Source organism: Microcoleus sp. Pol11C2, assembly GCF_036701505.1.
Classification (GTDB): Bacteria; Cyanobacteriota; Cyanobacteriia; order Cyanobacteriales; family Microcoleaceae; genus Microcoleus.
This window is the reverse complement of sequence record NZ_JAUBQX010000058.1, coordinates 15,587-38,253: the sequence shown is the minus strand read 5'-3', so window position 1 is coordinate 38,253 and position 22,667 is coordinate 15,587. Positions and strand designations below refer to the sequence as shown.

Annotated in this window: 22 protein-coding genes; 15 read left to right on the top strand and 7 right to left on the bottom strand. The window is 45.0% G+C overall.

The window, feature by feature from the left end; all coding sequences use genetic code 11:
* Nucleotides 1–40: 40 nt before the first annotated feature.
* The 3 genes from QUA42_RS23785 to aat form a co-directional block, all read right to left on the bottom strand.
* Complete coding sequence (locus tag QUA42_RS23785; RefSeq protein ID WP_333140636.1) at nt 41–706, bottom strand: hypothetical protein; 666 nt, start codon at nt 704–706, stop codon at nt 41–43.
* Nucleotides 707–892: 186 nt separating this feature from the next.
* Nucleotides 893–1,159: a hypothetical protein gene (locus QUA42_RS23780; RefSeq protein ID WP_333140634.1), complete on the bottom strand. Its 267-nt coding sequence runs from the start codon at nt 1,157–1,159 to the stop codon at nt 893–895.
* A 500-nt stretch (nt 1,160–1,659) separates the two neighbouring features.
* On the bottom strand, nt 1,660–2,256 hold the full coding sequence (gene aat / locus QUA42_RS23775) for a leucyl/phenylalanyl-tRNA--protein transferase (RefSeq protein WP_445301359.1): 597 nt from the start codon (nt 2,254–2,256) through the stop codon (nt 1,660–1,662).
* A 46-nt stretch (nt 2,257–2,302) separates the two neighbouring features.
* Here aat and QUA42_RS23770 point away from each other — a divergent pair, with 46 nt between their 5' ends.
* Nucleotides 2,303–2,632, top strand: coding sequence for a hypothetical protein (locus QUA42_RS23770; protein WP_006633845.1), 330 nt, complete (start codon nt 2,303–2,305; stop codon nt 2,630–2,632).
* Between the two features lie 132 nt (nt 2,633–2,764).
* Here QUA42_RS23770 and rpsN read toward each other — a convergent pair whose 3' ends face one another.
* The 3 genes from rpsN to rseP all read right to left on the bottom strand — a co-directional run bounded on the left by rpsN (nt 2,765) and on the right by rseP (nt 5,338).
* Nucleotides 2,765–3,067 carry a 30S ribosomal protein S14 gene (gene rpsN / locus QUA42_RS23765; RefSeq protein ID WP_333055623.1) on the bottom strand — a complete coding sequence of 101 codons (303 nt, stop codon included), beginning with the start codon at nt 3,065–3,067 and terminating at the stop codon, nt 2,765–2,767.
* Nucleotides 3,068–3,388: 321 nt separating this feature from the next.
* Nucleotides 3,389–4,033 carry an endonuclease III gene (nth, locus tag QUA42_RS23760; RefSeq protein WP_333140632.1) on the bottom strand — a complete coding sequence of 215 codons (645 nt, stop codon included), beginning with the start codon at nt 4,031–4,033 and terminating at the stop codon, nt 3,389–3,391.
* A 210-nt stretch (nt 4,034–4,243) separates the two neighbouring features.
* Nucleotides 4,244–5,338 (bottom strand): RIP metalloprotease RseP, encoded by a 1,095-nt coding sequence (rseP, locus tag QUA42_RS23755; protein WP_333140630.1) that lies wholly within the window; start codon nt 5,336–5,338, stop codon nt 4,244–4,246.
* Between the two features lie 254 nt (nt 5,339–5,592).
* Between rseP and QUA42_RS23750 the strand changes: the two genes are divergently transcribed.
* The 5 genes from QUA42_RS23750 (at nt 5,593) to QUA42_RS23730 (ending at nt 12,601) form a co-directional block, all read left to right on the top strand.
* Complete coding sequence (locus QUA42_RS23750; protein ID WP_333140628.1) at nt 5,593–6,270, top strand: ATP-dependent Zn protease; 678 nt, start codon at nt 5,593–5,595, stop codon at nt 6,268–6,270.
* Nucleotides 6,271–6,385: 115 nt separating this feature from the next.
* Entirely contained in the window at nt 6,386–6,940 is a 555-nt protein-coding gene (locus QUA42_RS23745) for a hypothetical protein (RefSeq protein WP_333140626.1), read from the top strand.
* Between the two features lie 82 nt (nt 6,941–7,022).
* Nucleotides 7,023–7,532, top strand: a complete 510-nt coding sequence (locus QUA42_RS23740) for a Uma2 family endonuclease (protein ID WP_333140624.1) — start codon at nt 7,023–7,025, stop codon at nt 7,530–7,532.
* Between the two features lie 241 nt (nt 7,533–7,773).
* Nucleotides 7,774–9,201 carry an MFS transporter gene (locus QUA42_RS23735; RefSeq protein ID WP_333140622.1) on the top strand — a complete coding sequence of 476 codons (1,428 nt, stop codon included), beginning with the start codon at nt 7,774–7,776 and terminating at the stop codon, nt 9,199–9,201.
* A gap of 1,042 nt (nt 9,202–10,243) precedes the next feature.
* Nucleotides 10,244–12,601, top strand: a complete 2,358-nt coding sequence (locus tag QUA42_RS23730; RefSeq protein ID WP_333140620.1) for a polysaccharide biosynthesis tyrosine autokinase — start codon at nt 10,244–10,246, stop codon at nt 12,599–12,601.
* A gap of 223 nt (nt 12,602–12,824) precedes the next feature.
* Here QUA42_RS23730 and QUA42_RS23725 read toward each other — a convergent pair whose 3' ends face one another.
* Nucleotides 12,825–15,284 (bottom strand): CBS domain-containing protein, encoded by a 2,460-nt coding sequence (locus QUA42_RS23725; protein WP_333140618.1) that lies wholly within the window; start codon nt 15,282–15,284, stop codon nt 12,825–12,827.
* Between the two features lie 271 nt (nt 15,285–15,555).
* Between QUA42_RS23725 and QUA42_RS23720 the strand changes: the two genes are divergently transcribed.
* The 9 genes from QUA42_RS23720 to QUA42_RS23680 all read left to right on the top strand — a co-directional run bounded on the left by QUA42_RS23720 (nt 15,556) and on the right by QUA42_RS23680 (nt 22,435).
* On the top strand, nt 15,556–16,230 hold the full coding sequence (locus tag QUA42_RS23720) for a HEAT repeat domain-containing protein (protein WP_333140616.1): 675 nt from the start codon (nt 15,556–15,558) through the stop codon (nt 16,228–16,230).
* A 177-nt stretch (nt 16,231–16,407) separates the two neighbouring features.
* Nucleotides 16,408–16,662, top strand: a complete 255-nt coding sequence (locus QUA42_RS23715) for a hypothetical protein (protein ID WP_006633832.1) — start codon at nt 16,408–16,410, stop codon at nt 16,660–16,662.
* A gap of 235 nt (nt 16,663–16,897) precedes the next feature.
* Entirely contained in the window at nt 16,898–18,013 is a 1,116-nt protein-coding gene (locus QUA42_RS23710) for an inorganic phosphate transporter (RefSeq protein ID WP_333140614.1), read from the top strand.
* 139 nt (nt 18,014–18,152) lie between these two features.
* Nucleotides 18,153–18,494 (top strand): metalloregulator ArsR/SmtB family transcription factor, encoded by a 342-nt coding sequence (locus tag QUA42_RS23705; protein ID WP_333140613.1) that lies wholly within the window; start codon nt 18,153–18,155, stop codon nt 18,492–18,494.
* Between the two features lie 104 nt (nt 18,495–18,598).
* Nucleotides 18,599–19,303, top strand: coding sequence for an MIP/aquaporin family protein (locus QUA42_RS23700; protein WP_333140611.1), 705 nt, complete (start codon nt 18,599–18,601; stop codon nt 19,301–19,303).
* A gap of 7 nt (nt 19,304–19,310) precedes the next feature.
* A complete protein-coding gene (gene arsH / locus QUA42_RS23695) occupies nt 19,311–19,970 on the top strand; it encodes an arsenical resistance protein ArsH (protein ID WP_333140609.1) in 660 nt (219 codons plus the stop codon).
* A 57-nt stretch (nt 19,971–20,027) separates the two neighbouring features.
* Entirely contained in the window at nt 20,028–20,423 is a 396-nt protein-coding gene (gene arsC, locus QUA42_RS23690) for an arsenate reductase, glutathione/glutaredoxin type (protein ID WP_333140607.1), read from the top strand.
* Between the two features lie 201 nt (nt 20,424–20,624).
* Complete coding sequence (gene arsS / locus QUA42_RS23685) at nt 20,625–21,611, top strand: arsenosugar biosynthesis radical SAM (seleno)protein ArsS (RefSeq protein ID WP_333140605.1); 987 nt, start codon at nt 20,625–20,627, stop codon at nt 21,609–21,611.
* A gap of 98 nt (nt 21,612–21,709) precedes the next feature.
* A complete protein-coding gene (locus QUA42_RS23680) occupies nt 21,710–22,435 on the top strand; it encodes a TVP38/TMEM64 family protein (RefSeq protein ID WP_333140603.1) in 726 nt (241 codons plus the stop codon).
* Nucleotides 22,436–22,667: the final 232 nt, after the last annotated feature.

Below are 22,667 nucleotides of genomic sequence, written 5' to 3'. Positions count from 1 at the left end.
GCTTAACTGCTTATCAAGCTATTCAACAAGCCCTCTCTATTCATGGCTCCCTTTTTTCCCCTAGTTGAGCAATTACACTTGCTAAGTTAAATTCAGCCGGAATCGGAGCAATTGTTGCGAGACTGCGCTCCATGCTGGCAAATTGATTTGTGTTTAAAATTTGTCGTAGTTCGTCATTTTCCTGGATAATTAATTTAACGTTTTTCAGATAGTTTTCTGCGACTTGTTCCCAACTAAACGTATGGGGAAGCGGGGCAACTGATTGCTCCTGAAAAATATTAGCCGGTACAATCCGAGTGAAGGTGGGTAAATGCTGTCTCACCGGATGTTGCAAGCGCAAATTTTGCCAGTGCTGTGCTAAAATACGATCGTCTAAGTATTTACAATTGCCTTGAAACGCAGTTCCCAAAACTTTCCTGACATCAGGTTGTTTGAGAAATTGGCGTAACGGTTGCAAGTATTGCTGGATCTGTTTTTTATCTAATTGCGATCGCTGCAATTCCTGCTCGAACAATATAATAAAGGATTTCAGGGCATCGCGAACTGCATTTTGAGCGAAGGGCTTTTTAGCAATTCCTTCAACCTCTTTAATACAACCTTTAAAAAAATCTTTAACGTAGTCGTCTAAAGCTGCTTTAGCCAAGTCTTGCAAAATAGGGCCGACTAATAACCAAACCAAACCCGCGCTGACTGGATCTACTATCATTGCTTTTTGCTCGATTTGTATACTTTAATTTGAAATATTATAGCGAGGCTGAAAAGTTTAGGTACGGGTAAGGACGCGAGACGATCGCCCATAAATATCAATAAATATCAACTTAATGCACTTTCCCGCACTCCGCCAGCGGTTTAAACCCCTGCCGGAGAGTGAAAAAGCGCATTATTATGCAGCTTACCTTGCCGGCGGCTTACTGTCAGTCGATCGCACTTTCCGGCGAATCAGCACACTCATCACCTGCTTCGGATTTGCCGCGCGCTGTAGGGGACTCCAATCGCCGACTTCAGCAAATCCCAGCCGGTACAAAGTAAGTATCGTTTCCCTGACACCCTGGGGCGAACCCACAACCGTTACCAGCACCACATCCTGTTCCGATACTGCTGCGGGCTCGGAATTTGGGCAATCAAATTCGTTTTCGTCGGGGACGAATTCCTGTGACATATTATGTTCTCCTGACTTTGGGTTTTCTAGGAAAACCCAAAAATCCAGCCGCCCCGCATTTCAACACACAGCAGGGCGGCCACAGAGAATGTTAAGATACTCCGTTAGCCTCCAGACTGCTAGTACCAGTTTGGCGGTTATGCTGTCCATTGCTGTTACCAGCAGCTTTGGGCAGTGCAACTAGATTTTTGGGCGACGCGGGCTGCCTCCTCTACAAGCAAAGCAACCTTTCACTTAAAAGCGTAGCCGCAGATGGGGGCCGCCGTCAATCCATTTTAGATTTTTGATTTTAGATTTTTGATTTGATTTTTGATTTGATTTTTGATTTTTGATTTTTGATTTTTGATTTTACCAAGCTCCAGCGTGGCAGAGCAGATCGGCTCTGCCTCCGTCTTGTTGAGAGTGTTTTGATGCGGAATTGGATAGTTATCAGATTAGAATCAATTTCAGAAGTGCGATCGACCCCGCTATCATCTGCAGTTTCCCCCCGCAGAACATATTTAAAATAGCGAGCAGCGGCGCTTTAAAGCTGCTTGCAAAAGAGTGTTGTACAGTTTTTCCTTAACAGTATAAGCTCCGAATCTTTCCAAGTGCGGATTGTTCATTTGAGCGTCGAAAAGCAGATAAGATCGATCGCGCAATCTCTCCACCAACTTCACCATCGCCACCTTAGAACCCTCGGGAATTCGGTAAAACATCGACTCCCCAATAAACGCACCGCCGATCGACAATCCTAAAATACCGCCCGCCAATTCGTCGCCGCACCAAGTCTCGAAGCTGTAAGCCCAACCGGCCTCATACAAAGCCCAGTAAATCTTCTTGAGCTCCCTAGAAATCCAAGTAGTTTCGCGATCGGCACAACCCTCAACCACTGCCCCAAAATCGCGGTTCACAGCCACCGAAAATCGATTTTGATTGATTTGGCGACGCAGGGATTTCGGATAGGTAAATCTTTCATCCAGGGGAATCAGCGCCCGCTGCCGGCTCGAATACCACCCCAAACTTTCCTCGCCCTCATTGGCCATCAAGAAATAGCCTTGCGCGTATCCTTGTATAATTGTCGGTATATCATATTGCATATATTTATCAGTTGTCATTTCTCAGTTAACTTTTCAAAGTCAACATTAGCAATTAGGAATAATCATGTCTGAAACCATTGAACCTATTACCTTACCCCCCGCCAAAAACCCCGAACAAGAAGGCCAATGGCTCCAACAAACGCTGCTGGCATGGCTAGACTCCGAGTTTATCCCAGAAGCAGCCAACCAGCAAATAGCTAAAAGAGCTGCCCAAATCTATGTCCGCCAGCGTATGGAAGGCGAAAACGACTTGGGCAGCCTCGTAATTGCGATCGTCACCGAAATGCAGGCCTATGATTTTTCTAAAAGCTTCTACGGCGAATTTGCGATCGCCAATGCCGTCAGCGACTTGTTACTCGAAAGTCTCGGCATCGATAAATGCTGCGGCCAGTGAAGCAAGAAGGAGAAAAATTTAACTCATAAGTCTGAAACAAAAATCAACCCCAAACCTAATCCTGCCGATTAATTGTGAGTTTTTTTCTTCTTCCTTCCTTCTTCCTTCTTCCTTCTTCCTTCTTTCTTCGTACTACCAGCTAGACTTCACAACACCGGGCAAAAGACCTTCGTGAGCCATTTCTCGCATCATGTTGCGAGACAGTCCGAAGTCACGATAGTAACCTCTGGGCCGTCCAGTTGCCCAGCAGCGGTTCCGCAAGCGAGTCCGCGAACTGCTGCGGGGTAGCTGTTGCAGTTGGCGGTGAATCGCCATTTTGTCCATCTGATTGGTAGCTTGGTCAAACTGGTCTTTCAGGTCTTCCCGCTTGTCGGCGTACTTGTCTACGAGTCTTTGGCGCTTTTTCTCGCGCTCGACCATGCTCTTCTTAGCCATAATCTGTTGATATCCTTAGATAAATCACAATCTACTATTTTACTATATTTTGGTGATTTCGGATCTCTTTTATTTGAATTATTTCTTTTGTTAACAAGATTTTTAGCAACAGGCAAGATGCCTGTTCCACAATTACTCAACATTTTTAGCAACAGGCAAGATGCCTGTTCCACAATCACTCAACATTTTTGTCGTACAGGCATCTTGCCTGTACTTAACCTTGGTGCAACACCAAACTATTAGCAAAAGGGTAGACATCTGCAATAACTCAACATTTTTGTGCTACAGGCATCTTGCCTGTACTTAACCGTGGTGGAAAACCTAACTATTAGCCGAAGGGCACAAATCTGCAAGTTCGCAAATATTGCAAACCGGATTTCTCGCATTACAAACTGCCCTGCCGTGATAAACCAACCGAATCGACCAATTTTCCCAATCCGGCTGCGGCAACAATATCATCAAATCCCGCTCGATCCTTGTAGGATCGGTATGTTCGGTCAATCCCAACCGCTGACTCAAACGTTTGACGTGAGTGTCTACTGTCACGCCCATATTAATACCAAAAGCGTGTGCGAGAACGACATTAGCTGTTTTGCGGGCAACTCCGGGCAATTCTAGCAGCAGTTCCATCCGCTGCGGCACTTGATTGTTAAATTTATTGACGATCGCCTGACAAGCACCTTTAATATTTTTAGACTTATTGCGGTAGAAACCAGTCGATCGCACCAGACTTTCAAGTTCTTCTATATCAGCATTTGCCAAAGCAACCGCATCGGGAAAACGCTCAAACAAAGCCGGCGTTACCAGATTTACGCGATCGTCCGTACACTGAGCCGAGAGAATCGTCGCCACCAGCAACTGCACGGGAGTTTCGTAGTTGAGAGTACAAGGAGCTTCTGGATAGAGGCGTTTGAGGCGAATCAGAATTTCGAGCGATCGTTGTTTTAAACTTAACTTTTTAGTCATTAGTCATTAGTCACTAATCAGTAGTCATTAGCCATTTGTTATTTGTTTTTAACTTCCAGGCACGACCGGGGAACCCATAACCAGATGCTCTGCCTCGCTTGCGTAGGAAAAAAAGTAGAGGGAAAAATAGGAAAATAGGAAAACGGAAAATTAGACATAATTCTTCCTTCTTCCTTCTTCCTTCTTCCTTCTACCCTCTTCCTTCATTTACTATTGCATCAAAAACCGAAAATCTATCCCAGCCAAATTAGCTGTATCCCGAATAATCAAGAAAATTCCCAAACCCAGCAACAACACCAAACCCGTCTGCATCACATTTTCCTGAATCCGGTTCGGTAAAGGTTTACCCCGCAGTCCTTCTATTAATAGAAAAGCTAGCTGACCGCCATCTAAAGCAGGTAAAGGCAAGATATTAATTACAGCCAAATTGACGCTAATTAACACCGCATACTGAAACAAACTCGCAGCATCCGATTTGGCAATCCCTGCACCAATCGCCACAATCGCCACAGGCCCTGACAACTTGTCGGCAGTTTGGCTGAAATTGCTAAGTAACTGTCCGAAACCTTGAACCGTCAGCACCACAATCCGCTCAAATTCTTTGGCTGCCTTGCTAAACGCCTCTACAATTCCTGCCCTCTGCCGCACGACAGTGCCGTTAGAAGTTAGCTGCACGCCAATGCGACCTTTGCCGTCGGGGGACTGTTCGGGAGTGACTGTCACCACAAATTTTTGTTCTTGGCGCTGAATTTCCAACGCTAGGGGTTGGTTGGGATGATCTTGGATTTCAGTGACCAATAATTTGATTGCTTCGCGGGAAGCCCCCAATTCCTTGCCGTCAACAGACAGAACAACGTCGCCCGATCGAATTCCGGCTTGTTTCGCGGCCGAACTGACTTCTGCGGCGACTTCCGGGACTTTAACTCCCGGTAGGTAGTTCATTTCTGCCGCGCCGACAGTGCTCAATTGCACCACCAGCAGGAAATAAGCAAAAATTAAGTTGGCAATTACCCCAGCACTAATGACGATCGCCCGATCGAGCACGGGGCGATTTTTGAGCAAATTCGGGTCATTTGGGGGAATTGTACTGTCTGGATCGTCGTCCGGGAAACCCACGAAACCTCCCAGGGGAAAGGCGCGGAGGGCGTATTCAGTTTCCGGGCCTTGGTACTTCCAGAGGATGGGGCCGAAACCGATGGAGAAGCGGTTGACGTGGATGTGTTGAAGTCTCGCCGCCAGGAAGTGGCCGAGTTCGTGAACGACAATCAAGATACCTAAAACTGCGATCGCTGCCAAAACTGACATGAAGGATTCCACTAACACTTTTACTGGACTTTGATTTATTTTAATGTCTTTTTAATATCGGTGGCTTCGGAGCGGCAATTTTCAGTCAAACTGGAAAGTGGTGTTTTTGTCGGAAGTCCCGGGTGCTGCGATCGACCCAACGCTGCCAAACCGATCGCGCGATGGTACCTGAGTTTACCTCTAAAACCAATTCTCATTACCAATTCCCTATTACAAATTTTCCCTTACCAATTCCCAGTTACCCATTCCCTATTATGAAAGACACTTCTTTGAATATTATCGCTATTTCTATCTTTGCCATCACCGTTTCAATATTGTTGGGGCCCCTATTCAACTTGCCAGAAGCCGTACCTGCGATCGCCACTTTTTGCCTGTTGGGGCTAGCCACCCTCGACAGTTTCCAGTGGCAAGGTCAAGGCGGTACTATTTTATTAGATTGGCTGGGGGGAACTTCCAAACAAAAGCGCGATCGTATCCTTCACCACGAAGCCGGACACTTCCTAGTCGCGTACCTGTTAGGAATTCCTGTAACCAGCTACGCACTCAACGCTTGGGAAGCATTTAAACAAGGCCAAACAGCCCAAGGCGGCGTCCGATTTGAAGACGAACAATTAGCATCTCAACTCCAAAGCGGCACTCTTTCCGCCCAACTTTTAGACCAATACTGCACAGTGTGGATGGCCGGAATAGTCGCCGAAAAATTTGTTTACGGCAGCGCAGAAGGAGGAGCAGAAGACCGCACAAAAATTAGTGCAATTTTAACACAACTGCGCCGTCCAAGTTCCGAAATTCAACTCAAACAAAACTGGGGCTTGCTGCAAGCAAAAAACCTAATCGAAAACCACAAATCAGCTTACGAATCCCTAGTAGCAGCAATGGAAAAAAGAGCAACCGTCGCTGAGTGCTGCGACATAATCCAGCAAAATTTATAAACAAAAGTTACGCCTTCTTACCTTGATAAACCCGGTTTATTTATAGATTTCTCACTAAAACCCAGATTTTGCCTATAAACCGAGTTTAACAGCGTATTATAAGGATTAAAAATTTATGTCAGAACCCAAAAATTTCCCAACAACACTGCAAACAGCGAACCCAAGTACAGAAAAATTGTTGTGGCTGTTCGGTTTCCGGATCGACCCCAGCACCGAAATACCAAATCTATATACTCTCATTGTCTATGGAGAACAAGAGCCGCCCTTAGTAGCCGGCGGTCAACTTGTATTTTTTACCCGTCCCGAACTAGCGATTAACGCTCTCCAATTGTGCAATATCGATGTCAGCGAACTGGGAAAGCCACCCACACAAATAGACGCTATTTGCGACATAGCAGAAACGCTGTACTTGCTCGATGCCGAAGATTTTGACGAGTCAGCTACTATCCTCAACTGTTTGAACGCGCTTTTCGATTTAGTGAAAGCTACTTTAATACCGATGCCAACTGAATACAAGCGCATACTTTATGATTTTGCAGACCATTTGAATATTGAGGAAGAGTTTGCAAGTTTTTTAGACGCAGAAGATATTCAGCGATCGGAGATTGTCAATGCTATTTTGTGGTGTGTGGGAGCAATTACAGCTAAATCGAGATTGTTGACCGAGTAATTTAAGAAAAACTAGAATGTGAATCGATAATAGATAATATCGCCCAAGGAAATTGTGCCATGACTGCAACAGATTTACGCTTGTGGACTCTAGAGGAATATCGCCGACCGAAACAGGGATTCTCAATCCCGATGAACGAGTCGAATTAATAGACGGGCAAATTATCTCAATAAGTGCAAAAAATCCTCCCCACGCAGCAACTAATCTCTGTGCAGCCGACTATCTAAAAAATCTGCTGGCAAGACTTGCTTTAATTCGCATTCAAGACCCGATCGCTCTAAGCTATAATTCAGAACCTGAACCAGATATTGCTGTAGTGCAAATCGACCCTCGGCTGTACCAAGATTTTCATCCCGCACCCGCCAACATTTTCTTATTAGTAGAAATAGCTGATACCACCTTAGAAACAGACCGCAAGCGAAAAGCACCGGCTTATGCTAAGGCAGGAATTAATGATTATTCGATACTTGATTTTAACAGGCGGCAAGTTTATGTTTTTCGCGAACCAGGCGAGGCCAACTACCGACTAGAAACTGTATTTAATAAAGATGATGTTTTGTCAATGCTGGCATTTCCAGAAATAGAAGTTTAGATTTCGCAACTGTTTCCTTAAGTAGGGGCAGGTTTTACTAAGAATAATTGCCTAAGACAAATAATCGCATAAACCTTGCCCCACCAACCTATCAATTACCAATTACCAATTACCCAATTATAAATTACAAAATCTTCTGGGTCGTCCCGATCGCTACAAAAAACTTAGTATTAGAGCGTAGCGCGAGTTATACTCCTACTGGAAACACTGCGACTGCCCAAAAATTCCGAAATCAAAGTTTATGAGCAACACTTCCCCGCCTCCCCCAGCCGCCGACAACCCCGAAACAAAAAAACTCAGTTTTTCAACAAAATTAGCTTACGGGGCCGGCGACCTCGGCCCCGCAATTACTGCGAATGTTTTGGTATTTTTCCTGCTGTATTTCTTTACCAACGTCGCCGGTTTGGCTGCGGGTACTGCTAGCAACATTTTGCTGATCGGCAAGGTTTGGGACGCCATAAATGACCCGATTGTGGGGGTTTTGAGCGATCGCACATCTCACCGCTGGGGGCGCCGATATCCTTGGATCGTTTACGGGGCAATTCCTTTCGGCATCTTCTTCTTTTTGCAGTGGATTGTTCCCAGCAAAGATCCAACGATACTATTTTGGTACTATGTGGCGATCGCCATTTTGTTTAACACGGCCTACACCGCCGTCAACCTGCCTTACACCGCCCTCACCCCAGAAATAACCCAAGACTACAACGAACGCACTAGCCTTAACAGTTTCCGGTTTTCTTTCTCGATCGGCGGCAGCATTTTGTCACTAATTATAGCGCAAATTATCTTTGCAATAGTTAAAGATGACACCCAAAAATACTTAATCTTAGGCGCACTATGTGCAGTAATCTCAGTATTGCCTTTGTACTGGTGCTTTTTGGGAACCCGCGAACACGTACTCTCTCAATTGTCAGAAAATCCAGTAGCAGACGATTCAACATCCTTGCCGATGGGAGAACAGTTGCGGATTGCATTTAACAATCGCCCTTTTTTGTACGTAATTGGAATTTATCTCTGTTCTTGGCTGGGAGTGCAATTAACTGCTTCTATTTTGCCCTACTTTGTAATCGACTGGATGAAACTGCCGTCAGCAACTTTTACCCAAACTGCGATCGCAGTTCAAGGCACTGCACTCGCCATGTTATCTGTTTGGAGTAAAGTCAGCGAGCGATATGGCAAAAAAGCCGTTTATTTTATGGGCATGAGTTTGTGGATAATCGCACAAGCCGGACTATTTTTTCTGCAACCAGGACAAGTAGTCCAGATGTACCTGCTAGCGGTCATGGCAGGTGTGGGAGTTTCCACTGCTTATCTAATACCTTGGTCGATGATACCGGATGTCATTGAACTCGATGAGCTTCAAACAGGAGAAAGACGCGAAGGGGTGTTCTATTCGTTTATGGTGTTGTTGCAAAAAATCGGTTTGGCGCTCGGCTTGTGGTTTGTGGGCCAAGCATTAGAAAGAGCTGGATTTCTCGCCACAATTCAGGGACAGCCGGCACCCGTACAGCCAGAGCCGGCACTGTTTGCGATTCGATTTGCGATCGGGCCGCTGCCGACAATTGCTTTAATTGCTGGCATGATTCTTACCTATTTTTATCCCATAACTCGCGAAGTTCATGCAGAAATATTGTTGAAACTTCGAGAAAGAAAAGCACAAAATCCGTAATCGCTAATAACGAGTAGTTGGTAATTAGTAAAATCAAAAAACAACAACTACTAATAGCTAATCCGAGCCAGCTATAGCAATCCTCCCATCCTGTGTAAACTCTTTTTTTTGTTTAACAATGTGTCATGCTTCTTATTGCATCGGTTAATTCACAAAAAAGCCCGTTGCGCGTTTACCGAAAGGATTGCTATAGCTGGCTCGGAGGGCCAATCAAAGCGATAGTTTTAGTAAGAGTCCCGGAACGCAGAAACCTAGTTTTTTTTACGAAAAAACCATAAATCGCGCCCCGCCATCCGCCCCGGTAGACCAACCCCGAATGCTTGAGTTGTTCGAGATGTCGATCGAGCTTGAGAACACAAATTATTAAATTTTATGTCTGTGGCGCACTAAAGAGATGAGTTTGTGATATAATTCCGACGATAAACTAAGTATATAAACTTGCTCACTCATCCAACTCCTCAAAAAGTTTATAATTAAAAGAAGAAACAGATTTTTCTCGGAAATTGATTCGATTAGTTGCCGTTCCCAAAAATCTGCAGAATGTGGCTAATTATATCTACATGGGAAATGCAAAACTTTTTAGCCGGTCAGTTAGCGCGTAAGTTAACAAGTGCTTCTGGCGTTGACTCTGAACCGAAAAAAGGCATAGAGGACAAACCAATACCAGCGCAAGCGGCGGCTGAGGTGTTACGGTCAATTGTAAAAGTTTGGTAAAGTTATTGTACCGCCTGTCGCGAAGCGGAGCAACACCTCAAAAAGTTGGCTTCGTCGCCCGGAAACCCGAAATACAAGCACAACGCAGCAGAGCCAAATGCAGTCTGATATAACTCTCCACCAGTTGTAAAAGAACTTTTGCTGCCGGCATGGCATAGGGATTTAGTTATTTTTGTATACTATGTGAAAGTAGTGAGAACTATTAGAAGGAAGTGGGATCGACCAACCAATAATTTCGTGTGATATCCTTAAGCCAATGCTTAAAGTATCAACCTGAAGGCTCGCAGAAGAAAGCTGATTTTACCCACAAAATATCAAAGAGGTCAACATGGAAAGAGAACAGGACGCTCATATCGTACCCATTAGCAACCAGAGCCGACAGGTGCAGCAATTTTCCGTTGACGAGGGAGAAGAGTTAAGCGCGCAGCCTCAGAAAGGATTGAATCTCAAGCCGTTGTTGAGGACTTTTCAGCGACAAGCCCTAATCATTATTGGGATTATAGGTATAGTAGGCGCTGGAGCTGTTTATCACATCAAGGGAGGCAAGAAAACATATGAAGGCGATTTTCGGATGCTAGTGGAACCTGTGACAACGGAGGCAAGAATTGCTGACCCCTCTGCCCTAGCAAATCGCAGCGAGGGGGGAGGAGTACCTAATCGAGATTTTTTTAGTTTAGACTACGCAACTCAACTTCAAATTCTCCAGAGTCCTCAGATGCTGTCGGCTATTGTTAAACAAGTCCAAAAACGATATCCAGAAGTTACCGAGAAAATTCTTCAAAAAGAATTAGTCGTTTTGCGGATAGGAGAAGATGAGAGGACGCTGACTAAAATTTTGGAAGTGCGCTTCATGGGGAATGATCCTAAATTAGTTGAGTTCGTTTTACAAGAAACTAAAAAGAAATATTTAAAGTACAGTCTTGATGAACGAAAGACTCGGATTGGTGAAGGTGTTAAATTTATTGAAGACCAGCTTCCGGGACTCAATAAGCGCGTAAACAAGCTGAAATCGGAGTTACAGGTGATACAGGAGCAGCAAAAGATTACCAATCCTCAAGAACAAGGCGCGCAATTAATGGAGCAAGTTCGTACCGTAGAAACTTTAGAGTTAGAAACTCAAAGGCTACTGCAAGAACAGAAAACGCTGTACGCTAACTTGCAAAAACAATTAGATTTTACACCAAATGAAGCTATTGCCGCTTCCGCTTTAAGCGAAGAACCTCAATATAAAGAGTTGCTGACCAAGGTTAAGGAAGTAGAAGGTCAGATTGCTGTAGAAACAGCTCGTTTTAAATCTGCTAACCCTATAGTGGAAGCTTTAGAGCGCAAGCGGGCAAATTTAGTAGCTTTGCTCAACCAGCAAACTGATCGAATTTTGGGGCAAAATTTAGTAGGCACCCAAGCTAATTCTAAAGTTCAAAATTTTCAAAATTCTATTCGCATAGGCTTGATTAAACAATTGGTTGATACTGCTAACCAAGTTGAAGTCTTAGAAGCTCGCCTTCAGGCAATCACCCAAACTAAAAACAATTTAAACAGGCAAGCAACAGAATTCCCCACCATAGCCCGCCGCTACAACGAACTGCAACAGCAATTAGAAGTAGCCGCCCGCACCCGCGATCAACTTTTAAGCCAGCGGGAAACTCTGCGCGTCCAAGCGGCTCAAAGCCAAGTACCTTGGGAAATAATTTCTGAACCACGGATACCGCGAGATGAGAAGGGCGAGCTGATGACAGTTCCATCGAAAGCTAAAAACAAATTAGTGATGGCAGTTGTTGGAGCGCTAGTTTTGGGTCTGGGAGCTGCTATCCTCATTGAAAAGTTCCGCAATATTTTCTACTGTGCTGATGACGTTAAAGATGCGGTTGAAGCCCCTTTATTGGGAGCCATTCCTCGGGACAAAAATGCTAGAAAATTGCCGCCTTCTATTGCTAATGCCTATGCTTATCTTGAAGGAAAAGAGGGTAATAAGAAAAATGCTGCGGAATTTATAGAAGCTTTTGACTCTCTTTATACTAATATCCGCTTTCTTTCTTCAAATCGAACGATTAGCTCTTTGGCAATTGGTTCGGCTACAGTTGGCGAAGGCAAATCTACCGTTGCTTTAAACCTAGCTCACGTGGCAGCGCTGGCGGGTCAGCGAGTGCTGCTAGTAGACGGGAATTTACATTCGCCCAGCCTGCACTTGCTGTTGGAACTGCCTAATGTCAAGGGATTGAGCAACTTGCTCGACAATAAAAACGAACCCAATGAAATTATCCAACGATCGCATCTAGCAGATAATCTTTTTGTATTAACTGCCGGTCTCCCGAATCCTGGTACTGCCCGACGGCTGGCATCATCTCAGATGCAGTATTTAATGGAAGAACTTCAGGCAAAATTTGACTTAGTTATCTACGATACGCCGCCGCTGGCGGACAGTAAAGATACGAATTTTTTAGCGGCGCGCACCGATGGCATACTGATGGTTGTAGCAATTCACCAAGTCGCTTTTTCTGAAGTCAAAAAAGTTTTCAGTCAATTAGAAAATTTTGGTATACCATGCTTGGGCACAGTTGCGAATCATGCCCCTAAACGCAAGAAGTATCCAGCATCGAGAGCCTCAGTTGTTGAAGATAAAAATGAATATTTGAATTTGACACCAGCACCGTCTCGTATCCGCAAACTAGCTCCCAAAAAAGAGTGAAACCCAACAAAGATGACCCCCAAAAAAAGGATACCAGATCCCGACAGGAGTCATGGAACTCCCAAAATTTTAGACTCTTGTTCAATCTCCTAAATTCGTCTGTGGAGTAAATCGAAAATCTAAAATCGTTCGACTGAGCGCGACTTGACCCTCGCGCTCGCCGAACCTCTGAGGCCGAAGTCTAAAATCTAAAATCTAAAATCTAAAATTGACTGATGGCGGATTAATTTCCATCCGGGTTGGTAGGAAATGTGACGATAAAATTAGTCCAGCCATTCCTGCTTTCAACCTCAATTTTTCCTTGCAACTGTTCGACAAGTTTTTGAACCAAAGCTAAACCCAAACCTGTACCTCCTTGTTTCCAAGGATCGGCGTTGGGAACGCGATAAAATTTCTCAAAAATTCGAGGCAATTCCTCTATGGAAATGGACGATTGATTGCTGAGTGTAAATTGGATTTCTGAAGCCACAGCACTTGCTTGTCGCGAATTTGTCCTTTGTCCTTCTTGTTCCCAGTCTCCGTTTTTGCACTCAACTTTCAGAAAAATTTCGCCGTCATTGGCAGTATATTTGCAGGCATTGTTGAGGAGCTCGGCTAAAATTCGTCCCAAACTAGCGCGGTTGGAACTGATCGTGGGGAGGTGGCGATCGCACTCTACTCGCAAATCTTGGTGGCGGTCGTGAGCCCGGGTGTAAAACGGGTCGATAATAGTAGGCAGCCAGACTTCTAAGTTTACTGGTTCGAGGTCGATCGGACAAGTTGCGGCTTCGAGCCGCTGCAAATCTAGTAAAGCATTAATCAAATCTGTTTCTCTAGTACATTCTGTTTCTAAAATTTCTAGATAAATCTGGCGCCGATCTAGTGTGGGAGAAATTCTCAGCATATGAATAGCCATTTTTATATTAGCTAAAGGCGTCCGCAGTTCGTGAGAAACGGTGCTGAGGAATTCATCTTTGAGGACGTTTAAATGCTGGAGTTCGTGAACTTTTTGCTGCAATTCGGCGGTGCGTTCTTGGACTTGACGTTCGAGGTCGGTGTTGAGATTTTGGACTTGCTGATAGAGTTGGGCTTGCTGAATGGCGATCGCGATTTGAGTTGCCAGTTGCAGCAGCAAATCCACTTCCGAAGGTTGCCACTGACGGGATTGGGAACACTGATGGACACACATCATCCCCCACAAATTGCCGTCTTGCAAAATTGGTACAATCAAATAAGCTTTGATTTGCGCTTGCTGGAACCGGGCATATTTTTCGGCGCTCAAACAGGCTTGGTCGAGGTCTGGAACCGCATAAATTTCCTGTTCGATCACGGAAGCAGATTCTTGCCAAATATTATCCGGCATGATTTCTCCCAATATTGAAGGCCAATTTTCGGCAACGGATTCTGCCACTACAATGCCGTAATTGCTGGACTCTAAATGCAGGATCGCTACTCGGTCAGCTTGCAAAACTTGGCGGACTTCATCGACACTGGCGTTGAGAATTTCTTCCAGGTTTAAGGATTGGTGAATCCGCAAGGAAATGTGAGTTAACAGCCGATCGCGCTGCAATTGTTCGTGGAGTTTGGCAGTCCGTTCCCGCACCTGCTGTTCCAGTTTGGCGTTGCGGCTTTGCAACAGTTCCACTTTTTCGGCTTGCAATTGATAAACCGACTGCTGCAACTGTTTGACAACTCGGTACATTTCGGTGGGGTCGAGGACTCTGAGCAAGCTGGTCTGAGTAATAATTCCCAACAGTTCTCCGCGCCCCCCGCACACGACCAACCGCTGCACTTGTTGCTGCTGCATTTCTTTGTGGGCTGTCCACAGGGAATCGGAAGGTTGAAGAAATTGCAGGGGAGTTCTCATGACTTTTTGAGCTGGGGTTTGCTCGAAATTTAGTTCGAGAAACTGTGCCTGCACGATGTCGTATTCGGTAAGAATTCCCAGGGGTTGGTGAAAGGAATAATGAAAAATGGAGGTATAGTCATCTTTGGGCTTCTCCATTGTTAATTCTTTGTTTTTTGTAATCACTACGCAACTGACTTGATGCTCTGACATCAGTTCGGTTATCGTCAGCAGCGAGGCGGTGTGGGGCGCTGTAATTGGCGTAGTCATTAATTCTGCTACGCGCCGCAATTTAAGAATGTTTGAAGGCTGCAATACTTGGCGAATTCTTTCCCGCGTCAGCACTCCTACCAAGTGGCGAAATTGATTGACGATCGGCAAATAGCGAATCTTGTGCTGGCGAAATAAGGATAAAGCGGTAAACACGTCTTGGTCATCGGATTCTGTGAGGGAGACCGACACCGGGGACATCACTTCGGAAATTGGTATTTTGTGCAGGGCTACTTTGTGCTGGTTGTCTATTGTGCCAGAAGCTATCAGCCTCACTAGGTCGGCGGGGGTTAATATGCCGATTAACAGTCCGCGGCTGGGGTTGTCGGATAAGTTGCCGGTGGTAATAGTCTGCTGGTTCTGCACGACGAACACGCAGCGGGCCCGCACCTTTTCCGGCGCGGATGTTTCGGTCATCGCCGCCCGGTCTGAGGGTACAGGTGTTTTGACTAGGGGACAACTGTTTTGCAACTGACTCATCAGGGCGATCGCCACTGCTAAGGAAGTTTCAGGCCCGGCAGTGAGGGGGTAGCGATCGATCGCTTGTTCTAAGGCTGAGGAGTAAAAGGGCGGGTGGTAGAACGGCATAGTTGATTGCAAGTTGTCAGAGGGCGGCTAACTATCGGGCAAAGCCTTAGGGAACGGCAGAAACACCTCGCCTGTGCTTGGGATTTAAATAATAAACTTTCTCATTGATTATTTCCACGCAATCTGAGCTTTAGATGAATGGTGTCACTAATTCGCCATCTCACCGATGATCTCAAATCCTTGGGCGGTTTTTACTGCCTCCTTTTCTCCTGAGACTCCCCTATAATCAAAATAACCCGAATGTAAAGTTTTACTACAAGATTTATCCATAATGACAACTTTAAGCTTAGAGCAAATTGCAGCCAAGTTAGAAAGCCAAAATTCCGCCGATCGAATGGTGGCTTTGGCCAACTTGCGGAATGTGCCTGCTGCAGAGGCGGTGCCTTTGATTAAAAAGGTGTTGAACGACGAAAGTTTGCAAGTGCGATCGATGGCTGTGTTTGCTCTCGGGGTCAAACCAACAGCAGAGTGCTATCCTATTTTAGTCAAATTGCTAGAAACAGACCCGGATTACGGCATTCGCGCTGACGCTGCGGGTGCTTTGGGTTATCTGGAAGATATCAGAGCTTTTGATGCTTTGGTGCGGGCTTTTTACGAAGATACTCAATGGCTGGTTCGCTTCAGTGCTGCTGTTTCTCTGGGAAATCTCAAAGATCCCCGGGCTCGCGACGTGCTGCTGAAAGCTCTCGACAGTGAGCAAGTGGTGATCCAGCAGGCGGCAATTTCGGCTTTGGGGGAAATTAAAGATCTTGGGGCGATTGATCGCATCCTCAATTTTGCTCAGTCGGAAGATTGGCTGATCCGCCAGAGGCTGGCTGAAGCTTTGGGCAATTTGCCGAGTGTTAAGAGCGTTTCGGCTTTGAAATACTTAGAAAAAGATAGTAATTCTCAAGTATCTAAGGCGGCAACAATTTCTCTTGATCGCCTGTCAAAAGCAGAAACGTGACATAAAACTTTTAGTATGTTGAAAAACCCGGTTTATTCAATAAACCGGGTTAATCCGTATTTTAGCAATCTTAATAAAATTTATAGAGTATTCAGTAAAACCAGAATGTATTATTTAAGCCGCGAGGCTAAATCGCAAGTTAAAATAGTTGTCAATCTCCTTTAACCCAAACTAATCATGAATCAAGCGCCCAATCCCTTTAACTCAAATCCCTCCAATCCGCTAGACCCCTTGGAGCAAGAAGTTGACGATCAAGGTGAAGCATTGCCGAGACAGTACCACCCGGCCACTAAAAAAACTCTGCAAAAAGTCTTTATTATCCTGGTAGTTGTCGGGGCAATTATTGGGGGAATTCTGTCTATAGGGGTGATTTCGCTGATGCAGAAGGCGGGACTGACAGATGTGCCGGCAAGGGTACAGAATCCTAAGTGAATGGGTGGGTTGAGCGTACCTGAAGGATCGCCGAGCCTTAATTATAATATCGTTCAATATCGTGCCCATGTTGCTGGCGCGAAATTAAGATCCGCTCGCTCGACTAGTCCCAAAGAAATCTTAATATTTTCCTTATTTTTTTTGATGCAACTGTGTCTATACAATCAAATTCGGTGCTGTAGCGGCCCGGGCCAAAAACAGTTTTCAATAAACCACACTTATTCTGAGTAAGATAATGTTACTTATTGCCCTATTTATCGCCACGTTTTTTTTAGCATACTGCAATGGTGCTAATGATAATTTTAAAGGCGTGGCGACACTGTTTGGCAGTCAGACGACGAACTATAAAACAGCAATTGGTTGGGCAACTATCACAACTTTTGCAGGTTCAGTATTTTCTATTTTTTTAGCAGAAACCCTGGTAAAAAGCTTTTCGGGAAAAGGGCTAGTTCCAGACGAGATCGCCAATGGCACAGATTTTCATTTGGCAGTCGCGATCGCTGCGGGTTTAACCGTTATTCTTGCTACCTTAACTGGATTCCCTATTTCCACAACTCACGGTCTTACAGGTGCCCTTGGCGGTGCAGGTTTAGTAGCAATTGGTACTCAAGTTAATTTGACTGCCTTGCAGAAAAATTTTCTAATGCCTTTGTTGCTGAGTCCCATGATTGCGATTTTATTAGGAGCTTTAATTTATGGGCTGTCTCGCTACCTGCGAGTTTATTTAGGAATCCAGAAAGAATGGTGTATTTGCGCTGGTCAAATTCAACAAATTATTCCCATTCCCCAGCCCGATGCAACTAACATACTTAAGTGCATCACAACCGCTGATGTCGCGGTCGATTCTCTAGATAAATGTACGCAAAGGTACCTGGGAAATTTCTTACAAATCCCCAGCCAAAAGTTAGTGGATGTTTGCCATTTTATGAGTGCGGGAATCGTCAGTTTTGCCAGAGGATTGAACGATACGCCGAAAATTCTTTCGCTCATGTTAGTCGGTCAATCAATATCAGTTCAGTGGGGAAGTTTAGCAGTAGCTTTGGGAATGGCGATCGGCGGTTTATTGAATGCTAAAAAAGTTGCCGAAACCATGAGCAAAAAGCTGACAGCAATGAATACTGGTCAAGGGCTGGTGGCAAACTTAGTGACTGGATTTTTAGTTATTGTTGCCAGTCGTTATGGGCTTCCAGTTTCTACTACCCATGTTTCGGTAGGTTCAATTTTTGGTGTGGGATTGATTTCAAAAAAAGCTAATGTGCGCGTTTTCTATCAGATTCTACTATCATGGATTTTGACCTTGCCAATTGCTGCGGCAATCAGCGGCTGTGCTTACTGGGTGTTGCATCGGTAAAAGAATTAATCGTTAGTCCTAGAATAGAAAGAGTTCGCAGTTGATTGGGGATTGCCATCAAAGGATAACCATATCAAATCTAACGGTAATAACAAGAAATCGCGCCGGGAGTTGTTGAATAAAAATTTAAGGGTAATTTATGGTTAAAAATTCTACGATCGCGCCGCCTGTTGCAGATAAATTGATTGCTGCTGGCTTTCACGCTCTTTCTGACCCCCTGCGGCTTCAGATTTTGGAGTTGCTGCGGGAACAGGAGTTGTGCGTGTGCGATTTGTGCGATCGACTTTCTGTCCCTCAGCCTAAACTTTCTTTTCACCTCAAAACCCTAAAAGAAGCCGGTTTAGTTCGCAGCCGCCAAGAAGGGCGCTGGATCTACTACAGCCTCAATTTAGTTCAGTTTGTCGCCCTCGAACAGTACCTCGCCGAATACCGCCGTTTCAGCCAGATCCTGCCGGCGCGCCCCTGTTCCGACGCGGGTTAACCCATCAACATTTCTTAATCACTCAAATACTGATATCGCTTGTTTGAAGATTGACATATCAATTTTTCTTGATATGATGGGATGGAACAAATTAGTTGAGAGCGATGGATGCAACAGCTCAGAGGTTAGCTTGTGCTCGCCCCGATTGGAGGCGAGAGGCGATCGCCGAATTTCTAGGTACATTTATTTTGGTTTTTGCAGGCACCGGTGCGGTGATGGTTAACAAAACTAGCGCTGGTTCCGTAACTCATTTAGGCGTCAGTTTTGTATTTGGTGCAGTAGTAACTGCGATGATTTACGCCCTAGGACACATCAGCGGTGCACACTTTAATCCTGCCGTAACTTTAGGGTTTTGGACGAGCGGTTTTTTTCCAAAATATAAAGTTTTGCCTTACGTTTTAGCGCAGTGTGCGGGTGCGATCGCCGCTTCTCAACTGCTGCTAATTACTTTAGGTGAAGTAGCCAATCTCGGTGCAACTATCCCTCTCAAGGGTAACTGGTTGCAGTCTCTAATTTTAGAAACTGTTTTGACCTTTATCTTAATGTTTGTCATCCTCGGCTCGGGACTAGATAGACGCGCTCACATCGGCTTTGCCGGGATAGCAATTGGGTTAACTGTAGGGTTAGAAGCTGCATTTATGGGGCCGATTACCGGAGCGAGCATGAATCCGGCACGCTCTCTTGGCCCGGCTTTAGTTGGGGGTATTTGGGAACACCACTGGGTTTACTGGGTGGCTCCTATTTGGGGAGCACAATTAGCAGTCGCAGTTTATCGGGAAATATCTAACGGATTTCGGGATTTTAATTGAAAGTATCATGACAAGTTTTACGCATAAACCGAGAATTCTGTTTTTATACGGCTCGTTAAGAGAGCGTTCTTACAGCCGCTTGTTGGCGGAAGAATCGGCGAGAATTATTGAGGATTTCGGTGCAGAAGTTAGGTTCTTTAATCCTCTTGAATTGCCGATTTACGGCAGCGTCCCCGATACGCATCCGAAGGTTCAGGAATTGCGGGAACTGAGTCTTTGGTCGGAGGGTCAAGTCTGGTCGAGTCCAGAAATGCACGGCAATATTACCGGCATTATGAAAAATCAAATTGACTGGATTCCTTTAAGCATTGGGGCTGTCAGACCGACTCAAGGCAGAACTTTGGCTGTGATGCAAGTTAGCGGTGGTTCCCAATCTTTTAATGCTGTCAATACTTTGAGAATTTTGGGCCGCTGGATGCGGATGTTTACGATTCCGAATCAGTCTTCGGTTGCGAAAGCTTATCAGGAATTTAATGAAGATGGGACGATGAAGGATTCGCCTTATCGCGATCGCGCGATCGACGTGATGGAGGAACTGTACAAGTTTACCTTGTTGTTGCGGGAGCAAGCCGACTATTTGACCGATCGCTACAGCGAACGCAAGGAACAAGCAGCTAAGGAGGCGATCGCACTAGCAAATCGCGCCCTTGAATTACCGGGCACTTAGAAACCGCCGGAACCCCGAACACAACCAATAACCAACAACTCACCACCAACAAAAACTATGAAAAAAGTAATGTTTGTTTGCAAAAGAAACTCCTGCAGATCGCAAATGGCAGAAGGCTTCGCTAAAACCATTGGAGCCGGCAAGATTGGAGTCACCAGTTGCGGGTTAAAATCAAGCAGAGTTCATCCGACAGCAATTCAAGTCATGTCAGAAATCGGCATTGATATCACAGATCAAACATCAAACCCCTTAAGCGAATTCAATGCAGAAGACTACGATGCAGTAATTTCTCTCTGCGGCTGCGGTGTGAATTTACCCGAAGCGTGGGTATTGCGAGAAGTGTTTGAAGATTGGCAACTCGACGACCCCGACGGACAACCCCTCGAAACTTTTCACCGCGTTCGAGATGAAATTAAAGCACGAGTTGAAACATTAGTTGACTCTCTAAAGTAAGATTAATAGTCCTACACGCACGAGTGGTCAGAAATCGGGTTTTTTTCTAAGAAGAGGCTTTACATCGCGCAAAAACGGCACAAAACCCGGTTTCGTGGGTTTTGATGCGTCCAGAACTATTGGAATTAGTGCTAAATTATGAGAGGCGTTCCGCCGGAACGCCTGTACATTCGTTGCGGGCACAGACCAAAAGGTGAGCACATGATTCAGACAGCAGTCACGCCTTTCAAAAACAAAATTAACTCAGCTTTAACTAAAAAGCAGATTACAGTTTTACAAATTAATCTCGGCAAACGCTGCAACCTCGCTTGCACTCACTGCCACGTAGAAGCTAGCCCGAAACGAACAGAAGAACTTTCCCCGGAAATTTGCGACCAATTAATTGAAATTATTCGCCGCTTTCCTCAAATTAAAACTGTTGACCTCACCGGCGGTGCCCCCGAAATGCTTTACGGTTTTAAACCGCTAGCGGAAGCTGCCAGGGCGGCAGGTAAAGAGGTAATTGTTCGTTCTAATTTGACGATTTACTTTGAAAAAGGTTTTGAAGATATTCCCGAATATTGCGCGCAGCACCAACTCAGAATTGTGGCGTCGCTTCCCTGCTACCAAGCTGACAATGTGGACAAAATGCGCGGTAACGGTGTTTTTGACAGTTCGATTGGGGCGCTGCAAAAACTAAATCAGTTGGGATACGGGAAAAACCCAAATTTAACTCTGGATTTGGTGTACAATCCACAAGTGCCGGCAACAGACAAATTTTCGCTAACACCGGAACAAGGCAAGTTAGAGCAAGATTACAAGATTTATTTAGCCGAACATTTTGGGATTTGTTTTAATCAATTGTTCGCGATTACTAATTTGCCGGTGGGACGGACTAAGTTTCATTTGGAACATAAGAAACTGCACAAGCCTTATCTGGGGTTTTTGGAGGATAATTTTAATCCCGGTACTCTGGAACATTTAATGTGCCGCAACGAATTGTCGATCGACTATTTGGGCAATGTCTACGACTGCGATTTTAACCAAATGGAAAATCTGCCAGCGAAAACTGGCAGCGGGGAAAAGATAACTGTTGCTAAGTTGCTCGCATCTGGCAGTTTAGATGTGATTCAAGAGGTGCAAACTGCTGCTTATTGTTATGGATGTACGGCAGGTTGCGGTTCTAGCTGCGGCGGTACTTTGATTTAATTTAAGGGAAAAGTTGCGCTTTATTACAGAGTATTGCAGCGCTAAAGCGCAACTGCCAAGCTTAGGGTGTATGCAATTTAGACTGGGGAGTTTAGGTAATGAATGATTCGCGATCGCCCGATGAAAATCCGTCAACATCAAATAGGTGGAAGCTGATTTTAGGGATTGGTTTAGCTGTGGCCTTAATTGCTGCGACCAGGTTTTTTAACTTTCAAGGAATTCTGAAAAATGCCCTGGAGTCGATCGCGAGTCTCGGCCCTTGGGGCCCGGCAGCTTTTATTCTAATTTACATTGTAGCAACGGTTCTATTTATCCCCGGTTCTTTGCTGACTCTCGGTTCTGGGGTTTTGTTTGGAGTCGTTGGCGGTTCGGTTTGTGTTTCCATCGGCTCGATTTTAGGCGCAACTTGCGCTTTTTTGGTAGGGCGGTATTTAACTCGCGACTGGGTTTCCAAACAGATAGAGGGCAATCAAAAATTTAAGGCGATCGACTCCGCAGTTGCCTCTGAAGGATGGAAAATCGTGCTGCTGACGCGGCTTTCTCCCATTTTTCCATTTAATTTACTTAACTATGCTTTTGGAGTCACACAGGTATCTCTAAAAGACTATTTTTTGGCATCTTGGATCGGCATGATTCCCGGAACTGTGATGTATGTTTATATAGGTTCTCTGGCCGGGAGTTTGGCTGCACTCGGATCGCAAGGGCGATCGCGCACTACTGCTGAGTGGACTCTCTACGGCATTGGTTTGGTAGCAACGATCGCCCTCACCGTTTATGCAACCCGCTTGGCAAAAAAAGCTTTAGACGAAAAAATATCCCCTTGAAACCACAGCGCAAATTAGTAAAATTGTCAATAAGTATTTGCCTCTAGCTTATAATACATGGCTAATTTAAAAAACTCCGTGTTTTCTCTGTGTTATTTATAATTATTTTGTTATACAAACGAGATAGATATTAAAGATATCGTAAAGCAGTAACCTCAATTAGGTAAACCGAAGGTCAAAATATAAAGCTGATGCCAAAATAGAAGGCAAGCGTGCGATCGGAATAAGAATT

What these genes read in the sequence shown, in the direction of transcription:
- QUA42_RS23785 (WP_333140636.1), bottom strand. Translation starts at nt 706, where the DNA reads ATGATAGTAGATCCAGTCAGCGCGGGTTTGGTTTGGTTATTAGTCGGC.
- QUA42_RS23780 (WP_333140634.1), bottom strand. Translation starts at nt 1,159, where the DNA reads ATGTCACAGGAATTCGTCCCCGACGAAAACGAATTTGATTGCCCAAAT.
- aat (WP_445301359.1), bottom strand. Translation starts at nt 2,256, where the DNA reads ATGACAACTGATAAATATATGCAATATGATATACCGACAATTATACAA.
- QUA42_RS23770 (WP_006633845.1), top strand. Translation starts at nt 2,303, where the DNA reads ATGTCTGAAACCATTGAACCTATTACCTTACCCCCCGCCAAAAACCCC.
- rpsN (WP_333055623.1), bottom strand. Translation starts at nt 3,067, where the DNA reads ATGGCTAAGAAGAGCATGGTCGAGCGCGAGAAAAAGCGCCAAAGACTC.
- nth (WP_333140632.1), bottom strand. Translation starts at nt 4,033, where the DNA reads ATGACTAAAAAGTTAAGTTTAAAACAACGATCGCTCGAAATTCTGATT.
- rseP (WP_333140630.1), bottom strand. Translation starts at nt 5,338, where the DNA reads ATGTCAGTTTTGGCAGCGATCGCAGTTTTAGGTATCTTGATTGTCGTT.
- QUA42_RS23750 (WP_333140628.1), top strand. Translation starts at nt 5,593, where the DNA reads ATGAAAGACACTTCTTTGAATATTATCGCTATTTCTATCTTTGCCATC.
- QUA42_RS23745 (WP_333140626.1), top strand. Translation starts at nt 6,386, where the DNA reads ATGTCAGAACCCAAAAATTTCCCAACAACACTGCAAACAGCGAACCCA.
- QUA42_RS23735 (WP_333140622.1), top strand. Translation starts at nt 7,774, where the DNA reads ATGAGCAACACTTCCCCGCCTCCCCCAGCCGCCGACAACCCCGAAACA.
- QUA42_RS23730 (WP_333140620.1), top strand. Translation starts at nt 10,244, where the DNA reads ATGGAAAGAGAACAGGACGCTCATATCGTACCCATTAGCAACCAGAGC.
- QUA42_RS23725 (WP_333140618.1), bottom strand. Translation starts at nt 15,284, where the DNA reads ATGCCGTTCTACCACCCGCCCTTTTACTCCTCAGCCTTAGAACAAGCG.
- QUA42_RS23720 (WP_333140616.1), top strand. Translation starts at nt 15,556, where the DNA reads ATGACAACTTTAAGCTTAGAGCAAATTGCAGCCAAGTTAGAAAGCCAA.
- QUA42_RS23715 (WP_006633832.1), top strand. Translation starts at nt 16,408, where the DNA reads ATGAATCAAGCGCCCAATCCCTTTAACTCAAATCCCTCCAATCCGCTA.
- QUA42_RS23710 (WP_333140614.1), top strand. Translation starts at nt 16,898, where the DNA reads ATGTTACTTATTGCCCTATTTATCGCCACGTTTTTTTTAGCATACTGC.
- QUA42_RS23705 (WP_333140613.1), top strand. Translation starts at nt 18,153, where the DNA reads ATGGTTAAAAATTCTACGATCGCGCCGCCTGTTGCAGATAAATTGATT.
- QUA42_RS23700 (WP_333140611.1), top strand. Translation starts at nt 18,599, where the DNA reads ATGGATGCAACAGCTCAGAGGTTAGCTTGTGCTCGCCCCGATTGGAGG.
- arsH (WP_333140609.1), top strand. Translation starts at nt 19,311, where the DNA reads ATGACAAGTTTTACGCATAAACCGAGAATTCTGTTTTTATACGGCTCG.
- arsC (WP_333140607.1), top strand. Translation starts at nt 20,028, where the DNA reads ATGAAAAAAGTAATGTTTGTTTGCAAAAGAAACTCCTGCAGATCGCAA.
- arsS (WP_333140605.1), top strand. Translation starts at nt 20,625, where the DNA reads ATGATTCAGACAGCAGTCACGCCTTTCAAAAACAAAATTAACTCAGCT.
- QUA42_RS23680 (WP_333140603.1), top strand. Translation starts at nt 21,710, where the DNA reads ATGAATGATTCGCGATCGCCCGATGAAAATCCGTCAACATCAAATAGG.